Source organism: Streptomyces sp. NPDC102258, assembly GCF_055584685.1.
This window is the reverse complement of record NZ_JBVJLO010000016.1, coordinates 24,162-43,280: the sequence shown is the minus strand read 5'-3', so window position 1 is coordinate 43,280 and position 19,119 is coordinate 24,162. Positions and strand designations below refer to the sequence as shown.

Below are 19,119 nucleotides of genomic sequence, written 5' to 3'. Positions count from 1 at the left end.
CGCCGGCCGGCCAGGGCGGAGGGGCCCTCAGGGGCGGCCCAGTAGCGCTACGCCTGCGGCGGTGTCGGCCCGGGCGGTGAAGAAGTCCACGAAGGCGGCGATGAACTCCTCCTCGCCAACCCGGCCGTCACCGTCCCCGTCCAATTGCCGGAAGGCTTCGTTCAGCTCGGCGGGGTGGACGCGCGGGCCGCCGAACACGACGCGGTACTCGTCCGCGCACAGGTAGCCGCTGCCGTCGGTGTCGGCGGTCCGGAACAGGGCGCGCACCGCCGGCTTGAGGCCCCGGTCGAGGTAGTCCGGATCCCGGTCGATGCCCTCGGTCATCGCGGACACGAACTCGGCGCAGTCCACCGCGCCGTCGCCGTCCGCGTCCATGCCCTCGCGCAGTTGCTCCCACCAGGACTCGAAGGCGGCGTAGAGCCGGTCCTCACGCTCGACGGGGAGTTCCAGCTGCCAGCACACGTTGTGGACCATCGCCTGGAGGTCGGCGGAGTCCACCCGGCCGTCACCGGTCTGGTCGAGCACCTGCCGGAAGAACGCCTCCAGGCGCGCCGGGCGGGAACCGAGGGCGCGCGGCCTGGGCAGGCGCGGCGCCGCCTCGGGCTGCCGGGAAGCGGGCCGCTGCCCGGCACGGCCGTCGGAGGAGTTGCGGTAGCGCAGGCGGTCCGGCAGCCGGGTCATCACCTGCCGCATGCCGCGGTGGACCGTCCAGGACAGGGTGGCGGCCGTACGGGTACGGGGCATGGCGAAGCGCTCGTGCCAGGCCCGCGGCAGGTCGGCGACGGTCAGACTGGTCAGCACGTGCGCGGCGACGGCGCGCAGCGCCGGCCACGCGGGCCGCAGCCGGCCGAGCCGGCGGGGCGCGGGAGCCTCGCGCAGCATGTCGAAGAGCAGGTAGCGGACCTGGTCGCCGCATTCGAGGACCTCGCGGACGGTCCGGTCGACGTACGCGGGTACGTCGGCGGCGGTTGCCGGGAGGACCTCGGCGGGGATGCCGAGGGCTGCGCAGACTTCCGTGAACTCCCCGTAGAGCGCGTCGAGTTCGGCTGGTTCGAGCGGATCGCCGGAGAGCTCGCGCATGGCCGTCATGGCCTCGTACAGCGTCAGCATCACCCAGGCGCGGACCTCCGGGTCCTCGGCGCTGTACGGGCGGCCGGCGTCGTCGGTGCCGCGGATCCGGCGGTGCGCGCGCTCCAGCCGGGCGATCTCGCGCTGCCGCTCCTCGGGCCCGGCGAAGAACAGCCGGCTACCGCTGTCCATGGTGTGCTCGATCCGCCGCCAGGGGTGGGCGCGGTACGTGGAGTAGCGGGCGGTGCCGGCGGCGACGGCCGGGTGCGCGGTCTGCAGGACGAGCAGCCGCCAGGCCACCAGCCCGATGCGCCATTCGCCGAGGGTCTGGCGCAGCAGGCTGTCGGGGGCGGGCAAAGAGGTGGGTGTCACGCGGTGCTCCTGAAGAGGTCGGGGTCAACAGGAGCACAACGCCGCACATGCGGGGGAGGTTGCGCGGAGCGAAGCGGAGCGGCCCTGACCGGCTACGTCGAGGACGCCGCGGTCAACGTCCCGATGTTGCCGGGAGTTCCGCGGTGCCCGGCGGGTTGGCGCCGGTGTGGGCGACGTACATGGTCGAGCCCGCCGCCGAGTTGATGACGGGGACGGTGACGGTGGCGTCCGTCGTCCACGGCTGGTTGTCGGTGTCGAAGGTCCAGGTGCCGGTGACCTTCTTGCCGACGGCCGCGAAGTCGACCCAGGCGTAATTCTTGGCGGGGACGTCGACCGCGATCCCGTTGACCGTCGACTCGTCCGAGGTGTACGTCTGCGTCGAGGTCAGCTGGCTGCTGATCATGGCCTTGACGGGGGCGGAGACCCCGAACGACGTCTCCACTCCGGCCGCGAAGGATTGGGCCCAGCCGGAGTGGTAGATCGTCGTGAAGGTCTGCTTCATCGTGGTGCCGGTGTCGTTGTACCAGACCGACGAGGCGGGCCGGCGGGGCAGTACCTCGGGCTGGCCCTCGGACTTCTGCGTCCAGGAGCAGGTGGAGGTCTTCCTGGAACAGAGGTCGCTGTAGTAGTCGAGCGCGAGACTCCTGGCCTCGGCGGCGTTCGCCGCGGGGATCGTCCATTCCTGGCCCGCGCTGCCGTCACACCGGTTGGGCTGGGCGAGGATGCCCCACATGTGGAGGCCGCCCCGGTTGTCCATGCAGTATTCGGTGCCGTTGGACTCGTCGCGGCGGACGATGCCGAAGGTGCTGGGCTTGCCGTCGACGGCGCGGAAGTGCCACTGCTCGCCGTCCCTGCCGCAGGACTGCTGGGTGGCGGGCTGGGTGGCGTAGACGCACTTTCCGGACGAGGTGCTGGCGATGTTGAACGTGCCGGGGGCGCTGAGCTTGATCAGGCGCCAGTTCGTGTAGTTGGTGCCGTCGGGGGTGACGGAGATCTGGTTCCCGTCGCCGTTGCCCGTGGCGTTGAGGGTGCCGTCCGGGTTGGTGAAGGTGTAGGTGTCGGCCGCCGCCGTCGCGGCGCCGGCCGGGGTGGCGGCGAGGACGGGCCCCAGGAGGGCCAGGGCGACGGCCGGCGCGGTGAGGAGTCGCGCGGCTTTCTTCATGCGTATCGTCATGGTCACTCTCCGTGGCGTCGGGTGTACGTCCTGACGGCGGCGGTCGTCGCCTTGGCCGGCGGGACCGGCCGCGACGGGCCGGCCGAACCCTTCGCCCTGCCAGACGACGGAGCCCGCCGGTGCTCAGTCACGCACGCACAGGTGGCGCCGCGAACCCGGAACGTTCCAGGGTGACGCTCGCCGAGGGGCATCCGCCGAGCGGAAACCGCGCAGCGAGCCCGGGGGCGTCGCGGGCTTCAGTCCTTCTCCTCCGGGGGCTTGGACCGCGAGGCCTGACGCCCCTGCCGCCACATGGTCAGACCCGCAAGACCGCCGGCGGCGACGAAGAAGCCCACCTTCACCGCGATCTTGCCGGACAGCCAAGCCACGCCGAAGCCCAGGTGCCAGCCCAGCCACCAGAAGACCGCGCACACGGCCGCCGCCGCGCACGCTCCGGCTATCACCCCCAGCACGGTCCGCGGCCATCGCCGCCCGTCGGTACCGTTCCCCGTATCACTGGTCATGTGGATCACGATAGAGGCGCTGCGCGGTCCGTCTTACGGGGCGGTCTCGAACGCGGGGGGCTTGAGGTCCTTCAGGCAGGCGGTGTCCGGTGCGGCCGGGGCGTCGAAGAAGGAGACGGCGATCTCCTGGGCGCACCGCGAGGTGGCGAACACGACGTGCGGTTCGTAGGGGACCGTGACGACCTTGGCCTTGCTCAGCGTACGGGCGACGTAGGGGCCGTTGTCCGCGCCGGTCTGGGCGTCGAAGCCGCCCGAGAGGGCGAGGGTGGGGATGTCCGCGCGGGTGGCGTCCCGGATCGAGGGCGGCGCCGGGGGCACGTTCCAGACGTCGCAGTCCGGGTGGAGGAAGGCCAGCTGGGGGGCCTGCGCCTGTACGGAGCGGGGGAAGGCCGGGAAGGCCTCCCGGCCGCCCTTGAGTGCGTCGGCCTGGCTCTCGTACGGTGTCCACTCGCTGCAGAAGACCCCGTAGACGAGGCCGTGCGCGACCCGGCCGATGGCCGCCCGGCTGAGCTTGCCGCCCGCCCACTGCCGGGCGATCCGCTGCGGCTTGCCGTGCGCCAGCTCGTCGAGGGCGAGGGGCACTTGGGTGGCCACGTGGGTGGCGGAGGTCATCCAGTTCACCAGGGCCCCGCCGTCCAGTACGACCTTCACCGGCTTGTCGCTCCCGGGCAGCGTGACGGTGGTGGTGACCGGCTGGGCTTCGAGCCGGCGGACGAGGCGTTCGAAGGTGGCCGGCAGGTCCGGGTAGCGCTTGGCGCAGGCCGGCTGGTCCGCGCAGGCCTTGAAGAGGCCGTCGAAGCCCTGCCGGGCGCTGCTCCAGGTGGCGGCCGGCCCGGCCTTGGACGGCGGCAGGATGCCGTCGAGGCCCACCGAGCGGAGTCCGGCGGGGTGCAGGCGCATGGAGACCAGGGCCAGGTGCGTGCCGTAGGAGATCCCGTACAGGTTCCACTGCCTGATGCCCAGCGCGGTGCGCAGGTCCTCGTAGTCGGCCGCGCTCTCGGTGTCGTTGTAGGCGGCGAGGTCGATTCCGCGGGCCGCCAGCCGGTCGCGGCAGGCCCGCGTGGCGGCGACGTGCAGGCGTTCGGTGGAGGGGGCGTCGTAGACGAGGCCGACGGCGCGCGCGTTGAACTCGTCGATGTTGGGGCAGAGGGCATTCGGCTCGGCCGCGTACGTGCCGCGCTGGGACATGAAGATCACGTCACGGTCGCGGTTCAGCCCGCCGTCGATCGCCATCTTCGCCTCTCCGACCGCGTCGTCGCCGGGTCCGCCCGCGAGCCACACGATCGGGTCGGACTTCGGTGTCGCGGACGCGGCGGGCACGATCGCGACGCCGAGCCTGATCGTCCGGCCGCCCGGCTTGGCGCGGTTCACGGGCACGGTGAGGGTTCCGCAGCGGGCCCCCTGGAGCGCCTCGACGGGTTCCGGCGTCCTGGGGCAGGGGCCCGGCGCGTAGTGGGCGTCGCCCACCGTCCGGGCGACCGTGCCGATGGCCGGTCCGGGCGTCTGCTGCTGTGCGGTCGCGGGCGCCGCGAGCAGACCGAGGACGAGGACCGCGGTCCCCGCCGCGGCCGGCCTGGCGCGCGGCCGCCGTACGTGCGGCCGTCGTACGTGTGGGCGTGGCATCTGCCCTCCCGGTCACTTCGGGGTGATGGTGAACGGTTCCCAGCGCAGGCCCGCCACGCAGCCGGTGTCGGGCGCGGCCGGGCGGGTGAGGAAGGACGCCAGGACGTGTTGGGCGCACGGCGACTGCGGAACCACCCAGTGCCCGATGCCGGGAACGCGCACGGTGGTCGAGCGGGGCAGCGTACGGGCCGTCTTCCGCGCCCAGCTCGCGCCGGTCTTCATGTCGAACGTCCCGTTGAGGAAGAGCGTCGGCACGGTGCTCACCGGGGGGACCCGCGTCGTGGCGGTGCGGTCCGGGACGTTCCAGATTCGGCAGGCCTGCTCCTGGAACGCGAGTTGCGGTGCCTGGGCCAGGACCTGGTCCGGCCAGTCGGGGAAGGCCTCGCGGCCCGCCTTCAGCACGTCGGACGCCGAGTGGCCTGGCACCCACTCGGCGCACACCACCGACTGGGTCAGACCGTGGGCGGTCCGGCCGATGACCGGGACCGAGCCGGCGGCGCGGGCACGGGCGAAGCGCTGCGGGTTCCCGCGGCCGAGTTCGTCGATCGCCGCCGGGACGTCTGCGAGCGGGATCGCCTTGGCGACGAGCAGGTTCACCAGCGCGCCGCCGTCGAGGACGACCTGCACCGGTTCTCCGCCCTGCGGCGGCCGGACGTCCAGCGTCAGCGGGTGCGCCTGCAGCGTGCGCACCCGCTCGTTCAGGGTGCCGGCGAGGTCCGGGTATCGGCTCTCGCAGCGGGGCTCCGCCGCGCAGGCCGCGTAGAGGTGGTCGAGACCCTCCCGGGCGCCGGCCCAGCCGAAGGGCAGGGAGACGTACTGGGGAGGGGCGGCGGAGTCGAACGCCGCCGCGCGGATCCCCTGGGGGTGCAGGCGCAGGTAGGTCATGGCCAGGCCGCTGCCGTAGGAGTGGCCGTATACGTTCCACTGCTTGATGCCGAGCGCTGTGCGCAGGTCGGCGAAGTCGGCGGCGTTCTCGATGCTGTTGTAGGCACCCAGGTCGGTTCCGTCGGCCGTGAGGCGGTCCCGGCACCTCTTCACCGCGTCGAGCATGAGCCGCTGTGTCCGCGGCGCGTACGAGGGGAGGCCGACGGACGTGGCGTTGAAGCGGTCCAGCTCCGGGCAGGCGAGGTGGGGCTCGTCGTAGAGGTTGCCGCGCTGGGCCATGACGATCAGTTCGCGGTCCCGGTTCAGGCCGGAGGACACGAGGTACGGGATGTCGTCGAAGACGTCCCCACCGGGACCGCCCGCCATGAAGACCACGGGGTCCTGGGCGGCCGGCTTCGCGGAGGCGGCCGGGATGACCGCCACGGCCAGCCGGATGGTCCGGCCGGCGGGGTGCGCACGGTTCTCGGGGACCTCCAGGACGCCGCACCGGGCGGTGGCCAGCGCTTCGATCGGCTCGGGCGGCTTGGGGCAGGGGCCCGGTACGAAGCGGGGCGGCGCGGGGGCGGGCTGTCCGGTGCCGACGGCGGTACCGGGGTGTGGGGGTGCGGCACCCGCCGCCGGGGTGGGGCCGAGGGCTGCCAGGAGGGCCAGGACGGCTCCGGCGGGTGCGACGCCGTTGCGGAATCTGTGCTGTGCCATGGGAGACCCGTCCCTCTGCCGCTCGACAGATGCCCCGCCGACGGATGCCGCGGCGTGCGGGGGAACGCACGTAATCCACGCTAGTGGGTGATCCCCGTACCTGCACCTGCACCTGCACCTGCATCCGGGGCCTACGGTGACGCCCCGGTCGCAGTCGAACTCTTACAAACCTCTTAGAGGTGCTCCCTACTGTCAGCGCCCATGACGACCCGACGGATTTCCACCATGATCGGCGTTCTCCTCGCCTCATCCCTGGCGCCGGCTGCCGTGCTCACGCCGACGGCCACCGCCGCTCCCGCCGGCCACGGCGGCGCCGTGAGAAGAGCCGTTGCCCCGGCCCCGGCCCCGGCGCAGTACTTGTACTCCTCCATCGGAGACTTCGACACCGACGTCAAGCCCCTGATCGACCGTCCCGACATCGCGGGCGTGCAGGTGGTCGTGCCGTGGAAGGCGCTGGAACAGCAGAAGGGCCAGTACGACTTCTCCGCCATCGAGGAGACCCTGGACCACCTCCAGGCGCGGGGCAAGAAGCTGTTCGTCCAGGTCCAGGACCGCTTCTTCAGCGCCCCCACCCGGCTCCCGGACTACCTGCTCACGGATCCGGTGTACGCCGGCGGAGCCGCGGTCACCACCAACGAGAGCGGACTCGGGCCCGGTGAGGCGGGGGCCGTCGCCGCCCAGTGGAACCCAGAGGTACGCCACCGCTTCCAGAGCCTGCTCAAGGCGCTCGCCGAGCGTTTCGACGGGCGGCTCGCGGGAGTCAACCTCCCCGAGACGGCCACGCAGGTGGATCTGGCCAAGGACCACAGCGGCTACACCGACGCGTCCTATTTCCAGGCCGAGCTCGACAACATGGCCTTCGGTGCCAAGGTCTTCAAGCGGACGCAGTTCATCCAGTACGTGAACTTCTGGCCCGGTGAGTGGAACAACGACCACGGCTACATGCGGAAGACCTTCGAGTTCGCCAAGGCGCACGGCGTGGGCCTGGGCGGTCCCGACGTACTGCCGAACCGGCCGGCCCAGATGGAGAACTCCTACCCCTTCTTCCAGGACTACCGGGGGCGGCTCCCGATGGTCGCGATGGCGGTGCAGGAGCCGGACTTCGAATACACCAACCCGGCGACCGGCAAGCCCTACACCAAGGAGGAGTTCGTCGACTTCGGCGGCCGGTCCCTGGGCGCGGACGTGATGTTCTGGGCGACCAGCGCACCCTGGCTGCACCAGCCCGCGTCCTGACACACTCGCTGCGCGTACGGGGTCGGCGTCCTGCCTCTGCCGCAGGGGCCGTCGAGTTCAGACGATCACCGCGCCACCGTCGTCCAGGGGCCGACCCCGAGCTTCCCCGTGTTCCCGAGGTCGACGGGCGCCGTCAGCCGCAGCCGCAGTCGCGGCGCGCCCGGCTTCGGGGCCAGGTCCACGACCCACCCCTCAACGGCGGGCGCGCTCGCTTCGGTGACCAGGTTCCGCCACAGCAGCGCCACCGAAGCGGCCTCGCCGGGGGCCAGCGTCACCGGCTGCGGCGTCGCGTCGAGGCCGGTCGAGGAGGCGATCCCGTTCGACCCCTGGCCCACGGACACCTCCATCGGGCGGTCCTGCCCGTCGAGCAGCCGCAGCTCCGGGTAGCCCCGCAGTACGTATGGCTCCGCACCGCAGTTGACCAGCCGCAGCCCGGCCACCCGCAGCCCCATCGCCGCGTCCCCGGCGTCCTCCAGCAGCCGCACCCCGCCCTCGGGGCAGGGGTCGGGCGCCGCCGGAGCGGTACGGGCACCGCTCGGCCAGTCCCGCTGCGGCTCGGCCCCCATCGAGCTCACCTGCGCCCCGCACCCCGCCAACACCCCTGCCAGCAGGACCACTACCGGCCCGGTACACGCCCGCCTCATCACGTTCCCCATCCCCCGACCCTATGCGCCCGCCCGCTGTGACCCCGGCGGCGGCTCAGGGCAGGCCCACCAGACCCCAACCGCGCCCGGCGGCCTCCGCCGTCACGTCGCTCCATTCACGCAGCAGCGCGATGAAGCCCTCGAAGGTCTCCGGGCGTCCCACCCAGCCCTCGCACTCGGCGGCGAACGGCCCGCGCAGTTCCTCAAGGCGTGGTTCCACGTGCTTCCAGGCGCGGACCTTGCCGGGTGCCGCGTCCGGCGGGCACACCAAGAGGATGCGCGGGTCCCAGCGGGTGCGGGCGGCCGGGAAAAACCCTCCGCCTCCGTCCAACGCCGGGTCCCGGTCCGGATCCTCGTCCCAGAGCAGGCCGCCGAGGAAGGTGTCCATCGCCTCGCGCAGAGCCGCGTCGACGAGCGGCCGCATGTCAGCCCAGCCGTCGCCCGCCCACACATGGGGACGATAGGAGCCGTTGGTGGTGAAGAAGACGTACTGGGCGCACCAGCGCTGCTCCCCGTCCGGCGGCCAGAGCCACCCTGGGGGCGCCGTCCCAGAGGTCGTCCGCTTCGTAGCGTCCCCAGGGCCAGGCCGTGTCCTCCAACGCGCCGATCCGCTCCTCGACCGGGAGGGCGCCCAGCCGCTTCCAGTCGACCATGAACGTATTGAGATCCAGACCCATCCCCGCAGCATAGGCATGCCGCGCCCGGCTGCTTCAGCCGTTTTCGGCGCCCGGTGTCCCCCGCCACGTCGCGACGCCGGCCAGGAAGACCGCGCACAGGCCCAGCGCGGCTGCCCAGAACAGGAAGCGGGGCCCCTGGGCGGCGATCAAGGCGCCGCCGATGGCCAGTCCCAGCGGTTCCACGCCGAACGAGAGGGTCCGGAAGGCGCTGTTGACGCGGCCCTGGAGGTGGTCCGGTGTGGCCGACAGCCGGTAGGTCACCAGGGACACCGCGAAGATCGGCCACAGCAGGTTTGTCACCATGACCCCGGCGGCGAGGAGGACGATCGAGGGTGCGACGGCCATCAGGGCTGCCGCGGCAGCCCACAGAGCCACCGAGCCCAGTGCCATGGTGCGCAGGCTGATGCGCTCGCGCAGCCATGAGGCGGCCAAGGCGCTGACCACCGTGCCGAGGCCGACGGCGGCGAGGACGAGACCGATCAGCCCGGCGTTGAGGCCGAGGTCCTCGGTGGCGAGGACGATGGTGGCAAGGTTGAGCGGCGCCTGGAGGAAGTTGACCAAGGTGATCATCACCATGAGCAGCCGCAGCAGACGGTGCCCCCAGAGGAAGCACATCCCCTCCTTCAGGTCCGCTCTCACGGAGCGCCGGCCGCCGGCCGGCCGCTCGTCTTGGAACGATTTCCGTACGAAGAGCAGCGAGGCCCCGGAGAGCAGGTAGGTGACGGCGTCGGCGGCGTAGCTGTAGACGGCGCCGAGCGTGGAGTTCCTGGCCAGTCCGATCAGCGCCCCGGAGAGGGCGGTTCCGCCGACGCCGGCGGCGGAGTCGGCCACCTCGTTGAGGGCGTTGGCGGAGGCCAGTTGCTCCTGGGGGACCAGCTTCGACAGGGCGGACAGGTGGGAGACGGCCGAGAAGACGTGCCCGACGCCTTCCAGGAAGGCGACCGCCGCCAGGTGCGCGACCGTCAGGCTGCCGAACGCGTAGGCGAGCGGGATCGTCGTCAGCGCGGCGAAGCGGCCCACGTCCGCGGTGATCATGACGCGGCGGCGGTCCCACCGGTCGATGAACACACCGGCCAGGAGGTTGAGCAGCAGGTAGGGGGCGAGCCGGGCGGCGCCCACGAGGCCGGCCATGGTGGGCGAGCCGGAGAGGCCGAGCGCGAGGATCGGAACGGCCAGGTTCGAGAGCGCCGTGCCCAGCGACGAGACGGTGAACCCGCCCCAGACGATCATGAAATCGCGGTTCGTCAGGAGCCCCCGCCCACGGCGCCGGGGCATCGCGGCCGCCGCCGCCGTCGGCAGGAGTTCCGGCTCCTCGACCCCTCGGACGATGTCTGGCCTCGTCACCAGCGGACGCCGGTGAAGTCGACCGGCCGGGGGCGCGAGCGCCGTGTGCGTTCCGCCATCGCGGTCAACCGCCGGGACATCTCGTCGGCGGGCAGCCGGCGCCGGTCGCCGTGGCCCGGCAGGACCCATTCGAAGCGGATCCGTCCGGCCGTCCGGGCCAGCGAGGCGGCCAACTCCTCGATGGAGTACCAGACCACGCTCTCCGCCACTTCCAGATCCCCGGTGGTGCGGGACCAGTAGAAGCTGTCCCCGCTGAAGCAGTACCGGTCGTCCGCGAGGTAGAGCACGCTGCCCTGAGTGTGGCCGGGCAGCGGGTGGACGGTCACCCCCTCACCGATCTCCATGGGCTCGACGCCCCGGATCACCTGGTCCGCGTCCGGCGCCGCGTCGAGGTCGCCCTCGTGGATCCACAGCCGGGCACCGAAGTGGTCCGCGTAGCGGCGGCCGTGCGCGGCGTGGTCGCGGTGGGTGAGCAGCACATCGGAGACCGGGCCCACTGCTGCGTAGCGCTCGGCGAGTCCACTGCTCCAGCGCGGCGTGTCGATCATCATGACCGTGCCGGAGGGTCGCTTGAGCAGGTAGGAATTGGCCCCGGCCGTGCGCTGTGAGTTGTGACCGCACAGCAGTACGCCACTGTCCAGGGCCATCGGAAAGGGATCGAGCCGCTGGTCGGGTTGCCCGGAGGCGGGGCGGATCGAGCGGGTGGGGCAGGCGAAGACGGCCGCGTGTAAGTGCCGCGTCTCCTCTTCGTCGCGCGGCGGGCGCAGGATCCGGGACTTTCCGTCCGCCTCGACGATCAGGTCGGGCGCGAGTTGCCGTGCGACGTCGCAGTTGGTGCAACGGTCGTCCACGTACCAGTCGTCCATGACAGGTCTCCTCACGAGGGGGGATGGACCGGCCCCCGGTCGGGGCCGCCTCTCAGGGATACCCCACCCGCGGCCGGAAGCGTAGGACGTGTCGGGCTTGTACTTTCGGGCCCGACGCGTTCTCTGCGCATCGCCGACGGCACCGCGCCGACGGGGGCTTGGCTTCGGAGGTCGCTCACCCGGCAGAGGGAGGGGGATCGTTCCGGCGGGTGACGTCGCCTCGCCGGGGGCGCGCCACCTTTGGGACATGACCAGTGAGGAACAGATGGCGCGGGCGCCGTGGAGCGCCTGGTGGCAGAGGTGGCCGCGCTGGGTGGTCTGGGCGACGGTGTTCTGGGCGGTGCTGTACGCCGGTTTCGGCCTGGTGTGCGCGCTGAGCGGGAGCTCCTCGCTCTACGGCGGCCGTGACGGACTCGCGTGGGTGGTCGCGGCCGTGGGCGTACTCGCGATGTCGGCCAGTGGTGCGGTGGTCCTGTACGGGCCACGGCCGGCCTTGCGGGTGCTGCTCCGGGCGGTGTGCGGGCTGGCCGGGATCTCCGCGTTCAGCCTGCTGATGGATGTGATCACGCTGGTGCTCGGCCAGGGAGTGGACAGCCCGGCCTCCACCGCGAACAGGGCCCTGGCAGCGGTCGGGGCGCTCCTGCTCGCGGCCACGGCCCGGTCCGGGAGCCGGCCCGCCGGGAGCACCGTGCGAGCGCCGTCCGCCGGGTCGCGGCCCGTGCTGCTCGCCGCCTGGGCGGGGACGCTGGCCTTCGTTCCGTATGCGGCGATGAAGCTCGTCTGGGCGTCCGGTGGAACGTTCGCGGGGATCACCGGTCGGGAGGTGCTCGAAGCCTCGGAGCGGAACGGGGCCTCGGGGGCCTTCCTCGCCCTGGAATCCCGGGGCCTCGATCCCACCGCACTCCTGGCCGCCCTCGGTGTCTTCCTGCTCTGGGGCCTGGTCCGCCCGTGGGGGCAGGTCTTCCCGCCATGGACCCTGTTCCTGCGCGGCCGGCGCGTGCCGCGCTGGCTCCCGCTCGCGCCGGCCCTGCTCGGGGCCGCCACGCTCGCCCCGTACGGCGTGGTGGGGGCCGGGTACCTGGCCCTGGCCACGGCCGGTGTGGTGACGATGCCGCGCGGCGACTTCCACTCCGTGGGCGACGCACTGCTGGTCGGCTGGACGGGGGTGGCCTCGTTCGCCGTTTACGGGATCGCCCTGACGATCGCGGCTCGCTCGTACTGGCTCCGGACGCGGCCCGCTTGCCGGACCGGGGTCAGCCCGGGGTGAGCGTCGCGATGCCCAGACCGCTGCGCGCAGGCGGCGGGGTCATCGGGCGGCGGCGGTGTGCGCGAACAGCCGACCGTATCCGGTGATGCCGGTGCCTGAGGTTCCGGCGGCGAGGAGGGCGGCCCACAGGAGGGCCTGGTTGGCCGTCAGTACCGGGCGGCCCAGGGTGCGCTCCATGGATTCCACCGCTCCGACGGCACGGAAGCCGTTGCCGCCGACGACCACGGCTTCGGCTTCCTCCGGTACGTGGGCGGTGACCCAGTCGTGCAGTTCGGCGGGGCGGATCAGCCGCTGTCCGCTGGGGAGGGAGCAAGCCGCGGCGTACACGACGTCGAAGCCCGCGGCTTCGTAGTAGGCGCGGCCGAGACCGTTCAGTTCGGCGCTGAACCAGGGCGGGTCCACCAGGGCGACGCGGTGCGCGCTCAGGACGCGCAGCGCCCGCGCCGTCGCGGAGCAGGGGGCGACGGCCGGCAGGCCGTGCGCCCGCGCGGACAGCCGCTCCAGCATCGCCGCCTCGGCCCCGGCCCCGATCACGTACGCCGAGCTGGTGAACGCGAACGCGATCACGTCCACGGGCGCCGCCGCCAGCAGCTCCGCCGCGTCATCGACGTGGGGAGGCTCGGCGAAGGCGCGTACGGGGGCGAGCGGGATCGTGGCATCCATCGCACCGCCCGGCCGCATCGCCCCGAAGGGGACCCTGGCCGCGTGCACACCGACGTCCGCCGGTGCCATCGCCCGCAGCTCCGACTCCGGTCCCACGTCCGCGTGCGGAGTGAGCACCCCGATCCGCACCCGCGTGTCCCAGCCATCAGGTCGGTACATCCCGTCGGCCCTTCCCTCCGCCGCTCCCGGCAGCACGGCTCGTCCGGCCCATCATGCCCCCGGCGCCCGACAACCCCGGGGAACCACCGCGGGGACACTCCCCGGCCTGTCGGCGTACGAGACCTCAGGGCCGCTTCATCGGGACGGGCCGCAGGGTGGGCCAGCGGGCGAGCATGTGGTGGCGCATCGCGGTGGTGAGACCGCTCACGCCGCTGAGCGAGGGGTGGCCGGCGGTCAGGTGGCTCACGACGCCGAGGCGGTGGACGAGGCGTTGCCGGGCCGTCACCGTGCCCCATTTCCAGTCCTGGGCCGGGATCCGGGCCAGGTGGTCCGCGCTTTCCCGGTGGGCCCGTTGGACCAGCGCGTCGCCCCGGAGCAGCCAGCCGGCGCACGCGTCGGCGAGGCCGTCCGGGGTGTCGGAACCGGCCGCGGTGCGCCACGCCGTGCGGTAGGCGAGCTCCGCCCGTTCCAGGAGCGGTGGAGCCGCCGAAGTGACGCACCAGCAGGTCGGGAAGCCGATGCGCAGATAGGCGAGTTCCATCAGGCCGCTGCCCAGGGACGCCTGCTCGAAGTCGATGAAGCGGATTCCCGTGGCGGTGTGGAGGTCGTTTCCGGGGCAGGGGTCCCCGTGGAGGAGGGCATGACCGGGTGCCTGGTCGAGCCGGTTCACGAGGGCGGCGAGTTCGTCGGGAACGCCCGGCGCGACCGGGACGTTGAGGGCCTCGGCCAGTCCGAGGAAGGAGGCGGTGTCGGCCTGGTTCGGGCCCCGCCATCGGGGAAGCGTCCCCGCGTCCTCGGGGCGGCCGGTGGCGTGCAGGCGGGCCAGGGCGGCCGCGTAGTCGACGATCCAGTCGTCGGCCGGGCGTCGGTGTTCCAGGTGCTCCAGCACCAGCACGCGCGCGTCGGGATCGATGGCCAGCAGCGCGGGTACGACAGGCGTTTCGGCGCGGACGGCGAGCCGCAGGGCGGCCACCTCGCGGGCGTAGCGGTCATCGGCATCGGGGCCGTCGACGAGCTGCTTCACCACCACCGAGCTGGCCGGCAGCTCCACCCGCCACACACGTGAGCGCGGGCTGCTGCCCAGTCGGCGGGAACGCCGGGGCGATCCCAACTCGGCCCGTAACCCGTCCCCGAACGGCAGTCGCGACCACATGCGCGCATCCTTCCACGGGGCCGCCTGACGGCGCCTTCGCATTTCGCTCCGCCGGGGGGCGCGGGCCCGCGTGCGCCGTCAGGCAGGGCGACCGCCCCTACGCGTCGGCGGTACGGGCCCCCGCCGACCGGCGGCCCAGGACCGGCTCCGCGACCGTGCGGGCCAGCGGGCACAGGGTCTGGCCGTGCCGGGCGAAGAGGGCGTCGCGGGAGTCGAAGCGGCCGAGGTCGGTCAGGACGTACGCCGAAAGGTCGCAGGCGGCGGCGTCGGCGGGGCAGAGGGGGGCCGCCGCCCCGTCGCCGTCCCAGTCGATGGTGGTACGGGAGAGCGCCTCGAAGAGGGTTTCGGAGCCCGCGTTGCTGAAGCCGCCCCCCGCGCCGCCGGGCGGGCCGAAGAGCTCCGAGGCGCCCAGCCACGCCGGGGCCCCGTCCCCCGAGGTCACCTGGAACTCGGGCCACGCCAGGAGCACCTGGTCCGGGACGAGGGGCCGCAGCCTCGGGAACCGGGGGTACCAGAACGTACCGTCCACCAGCAGGCCGCGTACCCGGGTGGCCGTGCCGGTCGCCCGCGCCACGGCCTCCAGCACGGCCAGCCGCTGGCTGCACGAGCCCCGCCCGCGCCGCAGCACCTCCGATACGGGCCGCTCGTCCTGGACGGAGTAGACGGGCCGTAGCGTGGCGGCGATCCAGCCGTGCACCCGGCGCAGGGACTCGACGGAGGCCGGGCCCGCGGGCAGTTCGAGGCTCCGTACGAGCGCGTCGACGCGGGGATCGTGCCAGTCGAGGATCCGGGTGGGCGCCGCGCTGCCCGCGACGGCCGCGGGCGCCGGTGCGGTGGTGGCCGTACGGATACGGCCGCGCGGCCGCAGGAGCGAGCTGGTCATGGCCGCGGTCCTTCCCTCGGGGCTGGGGAGCTGGTGGCCCGTATCGTGGCACACGACCTGAACGTGTTCACTTCCAGGGGGGGGTGCCGATCCCTCCCCCGGTCGACCCCGGTCGGCCCGTCCGCCAGCCGGCCCGTCCGTCAGTCGGCCCGTCCGTCAGCCGGCCTGGCCGGCGAGGTCGCGTACGTCGAACAGGGGCAGGACGCCCGTGATGTCCAGCAGCCGCTCCACGAACTCCGGCAGCGGGCCGCCCAGCACCAGTCGGCGTCCGGCGCGCAGGCGCAGCAGGGTGCTGAGGAACGAGGAGTCGGCGAAGGTGACCCGGGTCAGGTCGAGGATCAGGACCTCGGCCGGCCCCGCCTCCACGGCGCAGGCCGCCTCCAGGGCGCCGACCGTGTCGAGGTCGAATTCGCCCGCACAGACGACCACGCAGTGGCCGCCCTCCTGCCGCCCGACCGTGACCCGCGCTGCTGCTTCCATACTGTTCTCCCGCCCGATGGTGAGCACCGGGCACGTCCCGACCCTGCCGACCGTACGGCCTTTCGACCCCGAAAGACACCGCACCCCGCCGCCGGGAGACGGGGCGCCGGAACGGCGGGTACCGCCGCCGCCCTGACGCGCCCCACCTGGCGATCAGGTCCCCGTTCACCATCCACCCGTCGGCCACAACGTCTCACCTGCGGCTTTACGAGCGCAATGCTTGGCTTTGTCAACTTTTTATCCCCCTCCGCCCTTTTTGATTTGCCTGGAGCAACCATCTTTTCCTACGGTTGCCTAAAGCAACTAGCTAGGAGGGTGTGATGGCCGGGCCCGCACAGTACGAAGAACTGGCCCGCGAGCTCAGCGCCATCGGTGCCGTCAAGAGGGAGATGGGGCGGATCCTGCCGCACGACTGTCCCGCGGCCTCGGCGGCCGTCCTGACGCTCCTCGGCAGGCACGGCGCCATGCGGATGAGCAGGCTGTCCGAGCTGCTCTCCGTCGACATGTCGGTGACCAGCCGCCATGTCGCGCACCTCGCCGACCGGGGCTGGGTCGAGCGTTCGCCCGACCCCGCCGACAGGCGCTCGCGCATCCTCCGCCTCACGCCGTCCGGCCAGGACCAGCTCGACGAGCTCTCCCGGCGCACGTCGGCCCTCCTCGCCGACCGGCTGAGCGACTGGACCGACGACGAGGTGGGCCGGCTCGTACGGCTCATGGGCCGGCTGCGCGAGAGCTTCGGCGACGGCCGGCCACACCCCCCGCGGCACCCGTACACGGCAGAACCGATCACCCGAACACCCGCATGAAGAACGTTAGGAAGCCCATGGCAACGACCACACCAACCGGTGTGCGGGGCTCACACGCCAAGCACGGAGGCGGCGGCGACACCGCCGCGCCCATGACCCACCGGCAGATCATGGAGGCCCTCTCCGGGCTGCTGCTGGGCATGTTCGTCGCGATCCTGTCCTCCACGATCGTCTCCAACGCCCTGCCCCACATCATCGGCGACCTGGGCGGCGGCCAGTCCGCCTACACCTGGGTCGTCACGGCGGCCCTGCTCTCCATGACCGCGACCACGCCCCTGTGGGGCAAGCTGTCCGATCTGTACAGCAAGAAGGCGCTCGTCCAGATAGCACTCGTCATCTACGTCCTGGGCTCGGCCGCGGCCGGCCTCTCGCAGAACGCCGGGATGCTGATCGCCTGCCGCGTCGTGCAGGGCATCGGCGTCGGCGGCCTCTCCGCCCTCGCCCAGATCGTGATGGCCGCGATGATCTCCCCGCGCGAGCGCGGGCGTTACTCCGGCTACCTCGGCGCCGTGTTCGCCGTCGCCACCGTCGGCGGCCCGCTCCTCGGCGGCGTCATCACCGACACCGACTGGCTCGGCTGGCGCTGGTGCTTCTACGTCGGTGTGCCCTTCGCCGTCATCGCGCTCATCGTCCTGCAGAAGACCCTCCACCTCCCCGTCGTCAAGCGCGAGGTCAAGGTCGACTGGGGCGGAGCCTTCTTCATCTCGGCCGCCGTCTCGCTGCTGCTGATCTGGGTCACCTTCGCCGGTGACAAGTACGACTGGATGTCGTGGCAGACCTGCGCCATGGTCGGCGGATCGATCGCGCTCGGCCTGCTGTTCCTGCTCGTCGAGAGCAGGGCCGCCGAGCCGATCATCCCGCTGCGCCTCTTCCGCAACCGCACCATCGCCCTGTCGTCGATCGCCTCGCTCTTCGTCGGCGTCGCGATGTTCACCGGCACGGTCTTCTTCAGCCAGTACTTCCAGCTGGCCCGGGACAAGTCCCCGACCATGTCGGGCGTCATGACCATCCCGATGATCGGCGGCCTGTTCATCTCGTCGACCGTCTCCGGCCAGGTCATCACCAAGACCGGCCGCTGGAAGGCGTGGCTGCTCAGCGGCGGTGTGCTGGTGACCGCCGGACTGGGCCTGCTGGGCACGATCCGCTACGACACCGAGTACTGGCACATCGCGATCTTCATGGCGCTCCTGGGCCTCGGCATCGGCATGATGATGCAGAACCTGGTGCTGTGCACGCAGAACCAGGTGGCCCCCTCCGACCTCGGTTCGGCCAGCTCCACGGTGACCTTCTTCCGGTCCCTCGGCGGCGCGATGGGCGTCTCCGCGCTCGGCGCGGTCATGGCCAACCGGATCACCCACTACGCCAAGGACGGCCTCACCACCCTCGACCCGAAGTACCAGGCCGCCGCGGCCGCTTCGAGCTCCGGCAGCAGCATCCCGGACATGAACAGCCTGCCCGCTCCGCTGCGCACCGTCATGGAGAGCGCCTACGGTCACGGCATCGCGGACGTGTTCCTGATCGCCGCGCCGCTGGCGCTGATCGCCTTCCTCGTCACGATCTTCATCAAGGAGGTCCCGCTGCGGACCTCGGGCGGTCTGGCGCGGGCGGCACAGGCCGACGAGCCCGCCGCGACGGCCGCCGTCGCGGTCCCGCGGGCCAGGGAGGCCGCCGGGGCGGACGACGCCACGGTCACCGCGAGCACGTCCCCGAGCGAAGGGTCCGGCCCCATGAACGGTGGTACTCCGGTGCACGGCCACGTGCGCGGCGCGGAGAACGCGCCCGTGCCGCGGGCGGCGGTGACCCTGATCTCCCTCGCGGGGCGCCAGCTCGGCCGGTCGGTCGCGCAGGCCGACGGCTCGTACGCGGTCGAGGCGCCGGGCACCGGCTCGTACGTACTGATCGCCTCCGCCGACGGCTTCCAGCCGCAGGCCTCGACGATCGTCGTCAACGATGAGCCCCTCGCCTACGACATCCTGCTCAGCGGGACGAGCGGCCTCAGCGTCCTCGTACGGGCCGCCGGGACCGGCACCCCCGTCGAGGCGGCGATGGTCATCGTGACCGACGTACGGGGTGACGTCCTGGCCACCGGGACCACCGGCCCCGAGGGCGAGTTCACCTTCGGCGACCTGGTGCCGGGCGCCGTGACGGTCGCGGTGAACGCCCCCGCCCACCGCCCGGCCGCGCTGCCCGTCGAGATCGGCGGCACCGGTGTCACCCGGGTCGAGGTCGAACTCGGCGCGGGCGCGCGGGTCCAGGGCGTCGTCCGGGCGCCGGCCGGTCCGCTCGGTGACGCGCGGGTCACCCTCCTCGACGCCGCCGGGAACGTCGTCGGCACGGCCAGGACCGGCGAGGACGGCGCGTACGCCTTCGCCGACCTGGGCGTCGGCCAGTACACCGTCATCGCGACGGGGTACCCGCCGGTGGCCACGACGCTCACGCTGGACGGTCCGGGCGTCGACGGACACGACATCACGCTCGCCCACCCCGGCGAGTGACCGCCCACCGGCCCGCGGGGCGCGCCCCGGATGACGGGGCGCCCCGCGGGCCGGTGCGGTTCCGGGCCCGACCCGGCCGTCCGGCCGGTTCCGGGCCGTTCGGCACGATCATGGAAACACCT

General features: G+C 72.7%; 17 protein-coding genes. 4 read left to right on the top strand and 13 right to left on the bottom strand.

Going from position 1 to position 19,119, the window contains the following annotated elements:
* Positions 1–27 precede the first annotated feature (27 nt).
* The 5 genes from ACZ6ZT_RS24675 to ACZ6ZT_RS24655 all read right to left on the bottom strand — a co-directional run bounded on the left by ACZ6ZT_RS24675 (position 28) and on the right by ACZ6ZT_RS24655 (position 6,324).
* The gene (locus ACZ6ZT_RS24675) at positions 28–1,440 is read right to left on the bottom strand and encodes an oxygenase MpaB family protein (RefSeq protein ID WP_469722061.1); all 1,413 of its coding nucleotides are present in this window, start codon (positions 1,438–1,440) and stop codon (positions 28–30) included.
* A 112-nt stretch (positions 1,441–1,552) separates the two neighbouring features.
* Positions 1,553–2,614 carry an RICIN domain-containing protein gene (locus ACZ6ZT_RS24670; RefSeq protein ID WP_469722060.1) on the bottom strand — a complete coding sequence of 354 codons (1,062 nt, stop codon included), beginning with the start codon at positions 2,612–2,614 and terminating at the stop codon, positions 1,553–1,555.
* Positions 2,615–2,850: 236 nt separating this feature from the next.
* Complete coding sequence (locus ACZ6ZT_RS24665) at positions 2,851–3,117, bottom strand: hypothetical protein (RefSeq protein ID WP_469722059.1); 267 nt, start codon at positions 3,115–3,117, stop codon at positions 2,851–2,853.
* A gap of 33 nt (positions 3,118–3,150) precedes the next feature.
* Positions 3,151–4,740: an alpha/beta fold hydrolase gene (locus ACZ6ZT_RS24660; RefSeq protein WP_469722058.1), complete on the bottom strand. Its 1,590-nt coding sequence runs from the start codon at positions 4,738–4,740 to the stop codon at positions 3,151–3,153.
* A 12-nt stretch (positions 4,741–4,752) separates the two neighbouring features.
* Positions 4,753–6,324: an alpha/beta fold hydrolase gene (locus ACZ6ZT_RS24655; protein ID WP_469722057.1), complete on the bottom strand. Its 1,572-nt coding sequence runs from the start codon at positions 6,322–6,324 to the stop codon at positions 4,753–4,755.
* Between the two features lie 201 nt (positions 6,325–6,525).
* Here ACZ6ZT_RS24655 and ACZ6ZT_RS24650 point away from each other — a divergent pair, with 201 nt between their 5' ends.
* Complete coding sequence (locus tag ACZ6ZT_RS24650) at positions 6,526–7,560, top strand: hypothetical protein (RefSeq protein WP_469722056.1); 1,035 nt, start codon at positions 6,526–6,528, stop codon at positions 7,558–7,560.
* Between the two features lie 65 nt (positions 7,561–7,625).
* On the opposite strand, the gene ACZ6ZT_RS24645 is transcribed toward ACZ6ZT_RS24650, so the two are convergent.
* From ACZ6ZT_RS24645 to ACZ6ZT_RS24630, 4 genes are all read right to left on the bottom strand, one after another.
* On the bottom strand, positions 7,626–8,126 hold the full coding sequence (locus ACZ6ZT_RS24645) for a DUF4232 domain-containing protein (RefSeq protein ID WP_469722200.1): 501 nt from the start codon (positions 8,124–8,126) through the stop codon (positions 7,626–7,628).
* 133 nt (positions 8,127–8,259) lie between these two features.
* On the bottom strand, positions 8,260–8,655 hold the full coding sequence (locus tag ACZ6ZT_RS24640; protein WP_469722055.1) for a hypothetical protein: 396 nt from the start codon (positions 8,653–8,655) through the stop codon (positions 8,260–8,262).
* Between the two features lie 259 nt (positions 8,656–8,914).
* Positions 8,915–10,225: an MFS transporter gene (locus ACZ6ZT_RS24635; protein WP_469722054.1), complete on the bottom strand. Its 1,311-nt coding sequence runs from the start codon at positions 10,223–10,225 to the stop codon at positions 8,915–8,917.
* Positions 10,222–11,091, bottom strand: a complete 870-nt coding sequence (locus ACZ6ZT_RS24630; RefSeq protein WP_469722053.1) for an MBL fold metallo-hydrolase — start codon at positions 11,089–11,091, stop codon at positions 10,222–10,224. Before ACZ6ZT_RS24630 ends, ACZ6ZT_RS24635 begins: the two co-directional genes overlap by 4 nt.
* A 247-nt stretch (positions 11,092–11,338) precedes the next feature.
* Between ACZ6ZT_RS24630 and ACZ6ZT_RS24625 the strand changes: the two genes are divergently transcribed.
* On the top strand, positions 11,339–12,358 hold the full coding sequence (locus ACZ6ZT_RS24625) for a hypothetical protein (protein ID WP_469722051.1): 1,020 nt from the start codon (positions 11,339–11,341) through the stop codon (positions 12,356–12,358).
* 39 nt (positions 12,359–12,397) lie between these two features.
* Here the strand turns inward: ACZ6ZT_RS24625 and ACZ6ZT_RS24620 are convergent, their stop codons facing one another.
* The 4 genes from ACZ6ZT_RS24620 to ACZ6ZT_RS24605 form a co-directional block, all read right to left on the bottom strand.
* Complete coding sequence (locus ACZ6ZT_RS24620; RefSeq protein WP_469722050.1) at positions 12,398–13,180, bottom strand: maleate cis-trans isomerase family protein; 783 nt, start codon at positions 13,178–13,180, stop codon at positions 12,398–12,400.
* A gap of 124 nt (positions 13,181–13,304) precedes the next feature.
* The gene (locus ACZ6ZT_RS24615; RefSeq protein ID WP_469722049.1) at positions 13,305–14,333 is read right to left on the bottom strand and encodes an aminoglycoside phosphotransferase family protein; all 1,029 of its coding nucleotides are present in this window, start codon (positions 14,331–14,333) and stop codon (positions 13,305–13,307) included.
* 97 nt (positions 14,334–14,430) lie between these two features.
* Positions 14,431–15,216 carry a transglutaminase domain-containing protein gene (locus ACZ6ZT_RS24610; RefSeq protein ID WP_469722048.1) on the bottom strand — a complete coding sequence of 262 codons (786 nt, stop codon included), beginning with the start codon at positions 15,214–15,216 and terminating at the stop codon, positions 14,431–14,433.
* A gap of 156 nt (positions 15,217–15,372) precedes the next feature.
* Positions 15,373–15,696, bottom strand: a complete 324-nt coding sequence (locus ACZ6ZT_RS24605; protein WP_469722047.1) for an STAS domain-containing protein — start codon at positions 15,694–15,696, stop codon at positions 15,373–15,375.
* A 320-nt stretch (positions 15,697–16,016) separates the two neighbouring features.
* Between ACZ6ZT_RS24605 and ACZ6ZT_RS24600 the strand changes: the two genes are divergently transcribed.
* Complete coding sequence (locus ACZ6ZT_RS24600; RefSeq protein ID WP_469722046.1) at positions 16,017–16,502, top strand: MarR family winged helix-turn-helix transcriptional regulator; 486 nt, start codon at positions 16,017–16,019, stop codon at positions 16,500–16,502.
* 92 nt (positions 16,503–16,594) lie between these two features.
* Positions 16,595–18,997 (top strand): MFS transporter, encoded by a 2,403-nt coding sequence (locus tag ACZ6ZT_RS24595; protein WP_469722045.1) that lies wholly within the window; start codon positions 16,595–16,597, stop codon positions 18,995–18,997.
* Positions 18,998–19,119 lie beyond the last annotated feature (122 nt).

Coding starts and splice junctions, on each gene's coding strand:
- ACZ6ZT_RS24610 (WP_469722048.1), bottom strand. CDS start 15,216: ATGACCAGCTCGCTCCTGCGGCCGCGCGGCCGTATCCGTACGGCCACC.
- ACZ6ZT_RS24645 (WP_469722200.1), bottom strand. CDS start 8,126: ATGGGGGCCGAGCCGCAGCGGGACTGGCCGAGCGGTGCCCGTACCGCT.
- ACZ6ZT_RS24630 (WP_469722053.1), bottom strand. CDS start 11,091: ATGGACGACTGGTACGTGGACGACCGTTGCACCAACTGCGACGTCGCA.
- ACZ6ZT_RS24625 (WP_469722051.1), top strand. CDS start 11,339: ATGACCAGTGAGGAACAGATGGCGCGGGCGCCGTGGAGCGCCTGGTGG.
- ACZ6ZT_RS24660 (WP_469722058.1), bottom strand. CDS start 4,740: ATGCCACGCCCACACGTACGACGGCCGCACGTACGGCGGCCGCGCGCC.
- ACZ6ZT_RS24670 (WP_469722060.1), bottom strand. CDS start 2,614: ATGACGATACGCATGAAGAAAGCCGCGCGACTCCTCACCGCGCCGGCC.
- ACZ6ZT_RS24620 (WP_469722050.1), bottom strand. CDS start 13,180: ATGTACCGACCTGATGGCTGGGACACGCGGGTGCGGATCGGGGTGCTC.
- ACZ6ZT_RS24605 (WP_469722047.1), bottom strand. CDS start 15,696: ATGGAAGCAGCAGCGCGGGTCACGGTCGGGCGGCAGGAGGGCGGCCAC.
- ACZ6ZT_RS24655 (WP_469722057.1), bottom strand. CDS start 6,324: ATGGCACAGCACAGATTCCGCAACGGCGTCGCACCCGCCGGAGCCGTC.
- ACZ6ZT_RS24600 (WP_469722046.1), top strand. CDS start 16,017: ATGGCCGGGCCCGCACAGTACGAAGAACTGGCCCGCGAGCTCAGCGCC.
- ACZ6ZT_RS24665 (WP_469722059.1), bottom strand. CDS start 3,117: ATGACCAGTGATACGGGGAACGGTACCGACGGGCGGCGATGGCCGCGG.
- ACZ6ZT_RS24650 (WP_469722056.1), top strand. CDS start 6,526: ATGACGACCCGACGGATTTCCACCATGATCGGCGTTCTCCTCGCCTCA.
- ACZ6ZT_RS24595 (WP_469722045.1), top strand. CDS start 16,595: ATGACCCACCGGCAGATCATGGAGGCCCTCTCCGGGCTGCTGCTGGGC.
- ACZ6ZT_RS24615 (WP_469722049.1), bottom strand. CDS start 14,333: ATGTGGTCGCGACTGCCGTTCGGGGACGGGTTACGGGCCGAGTTGGGA.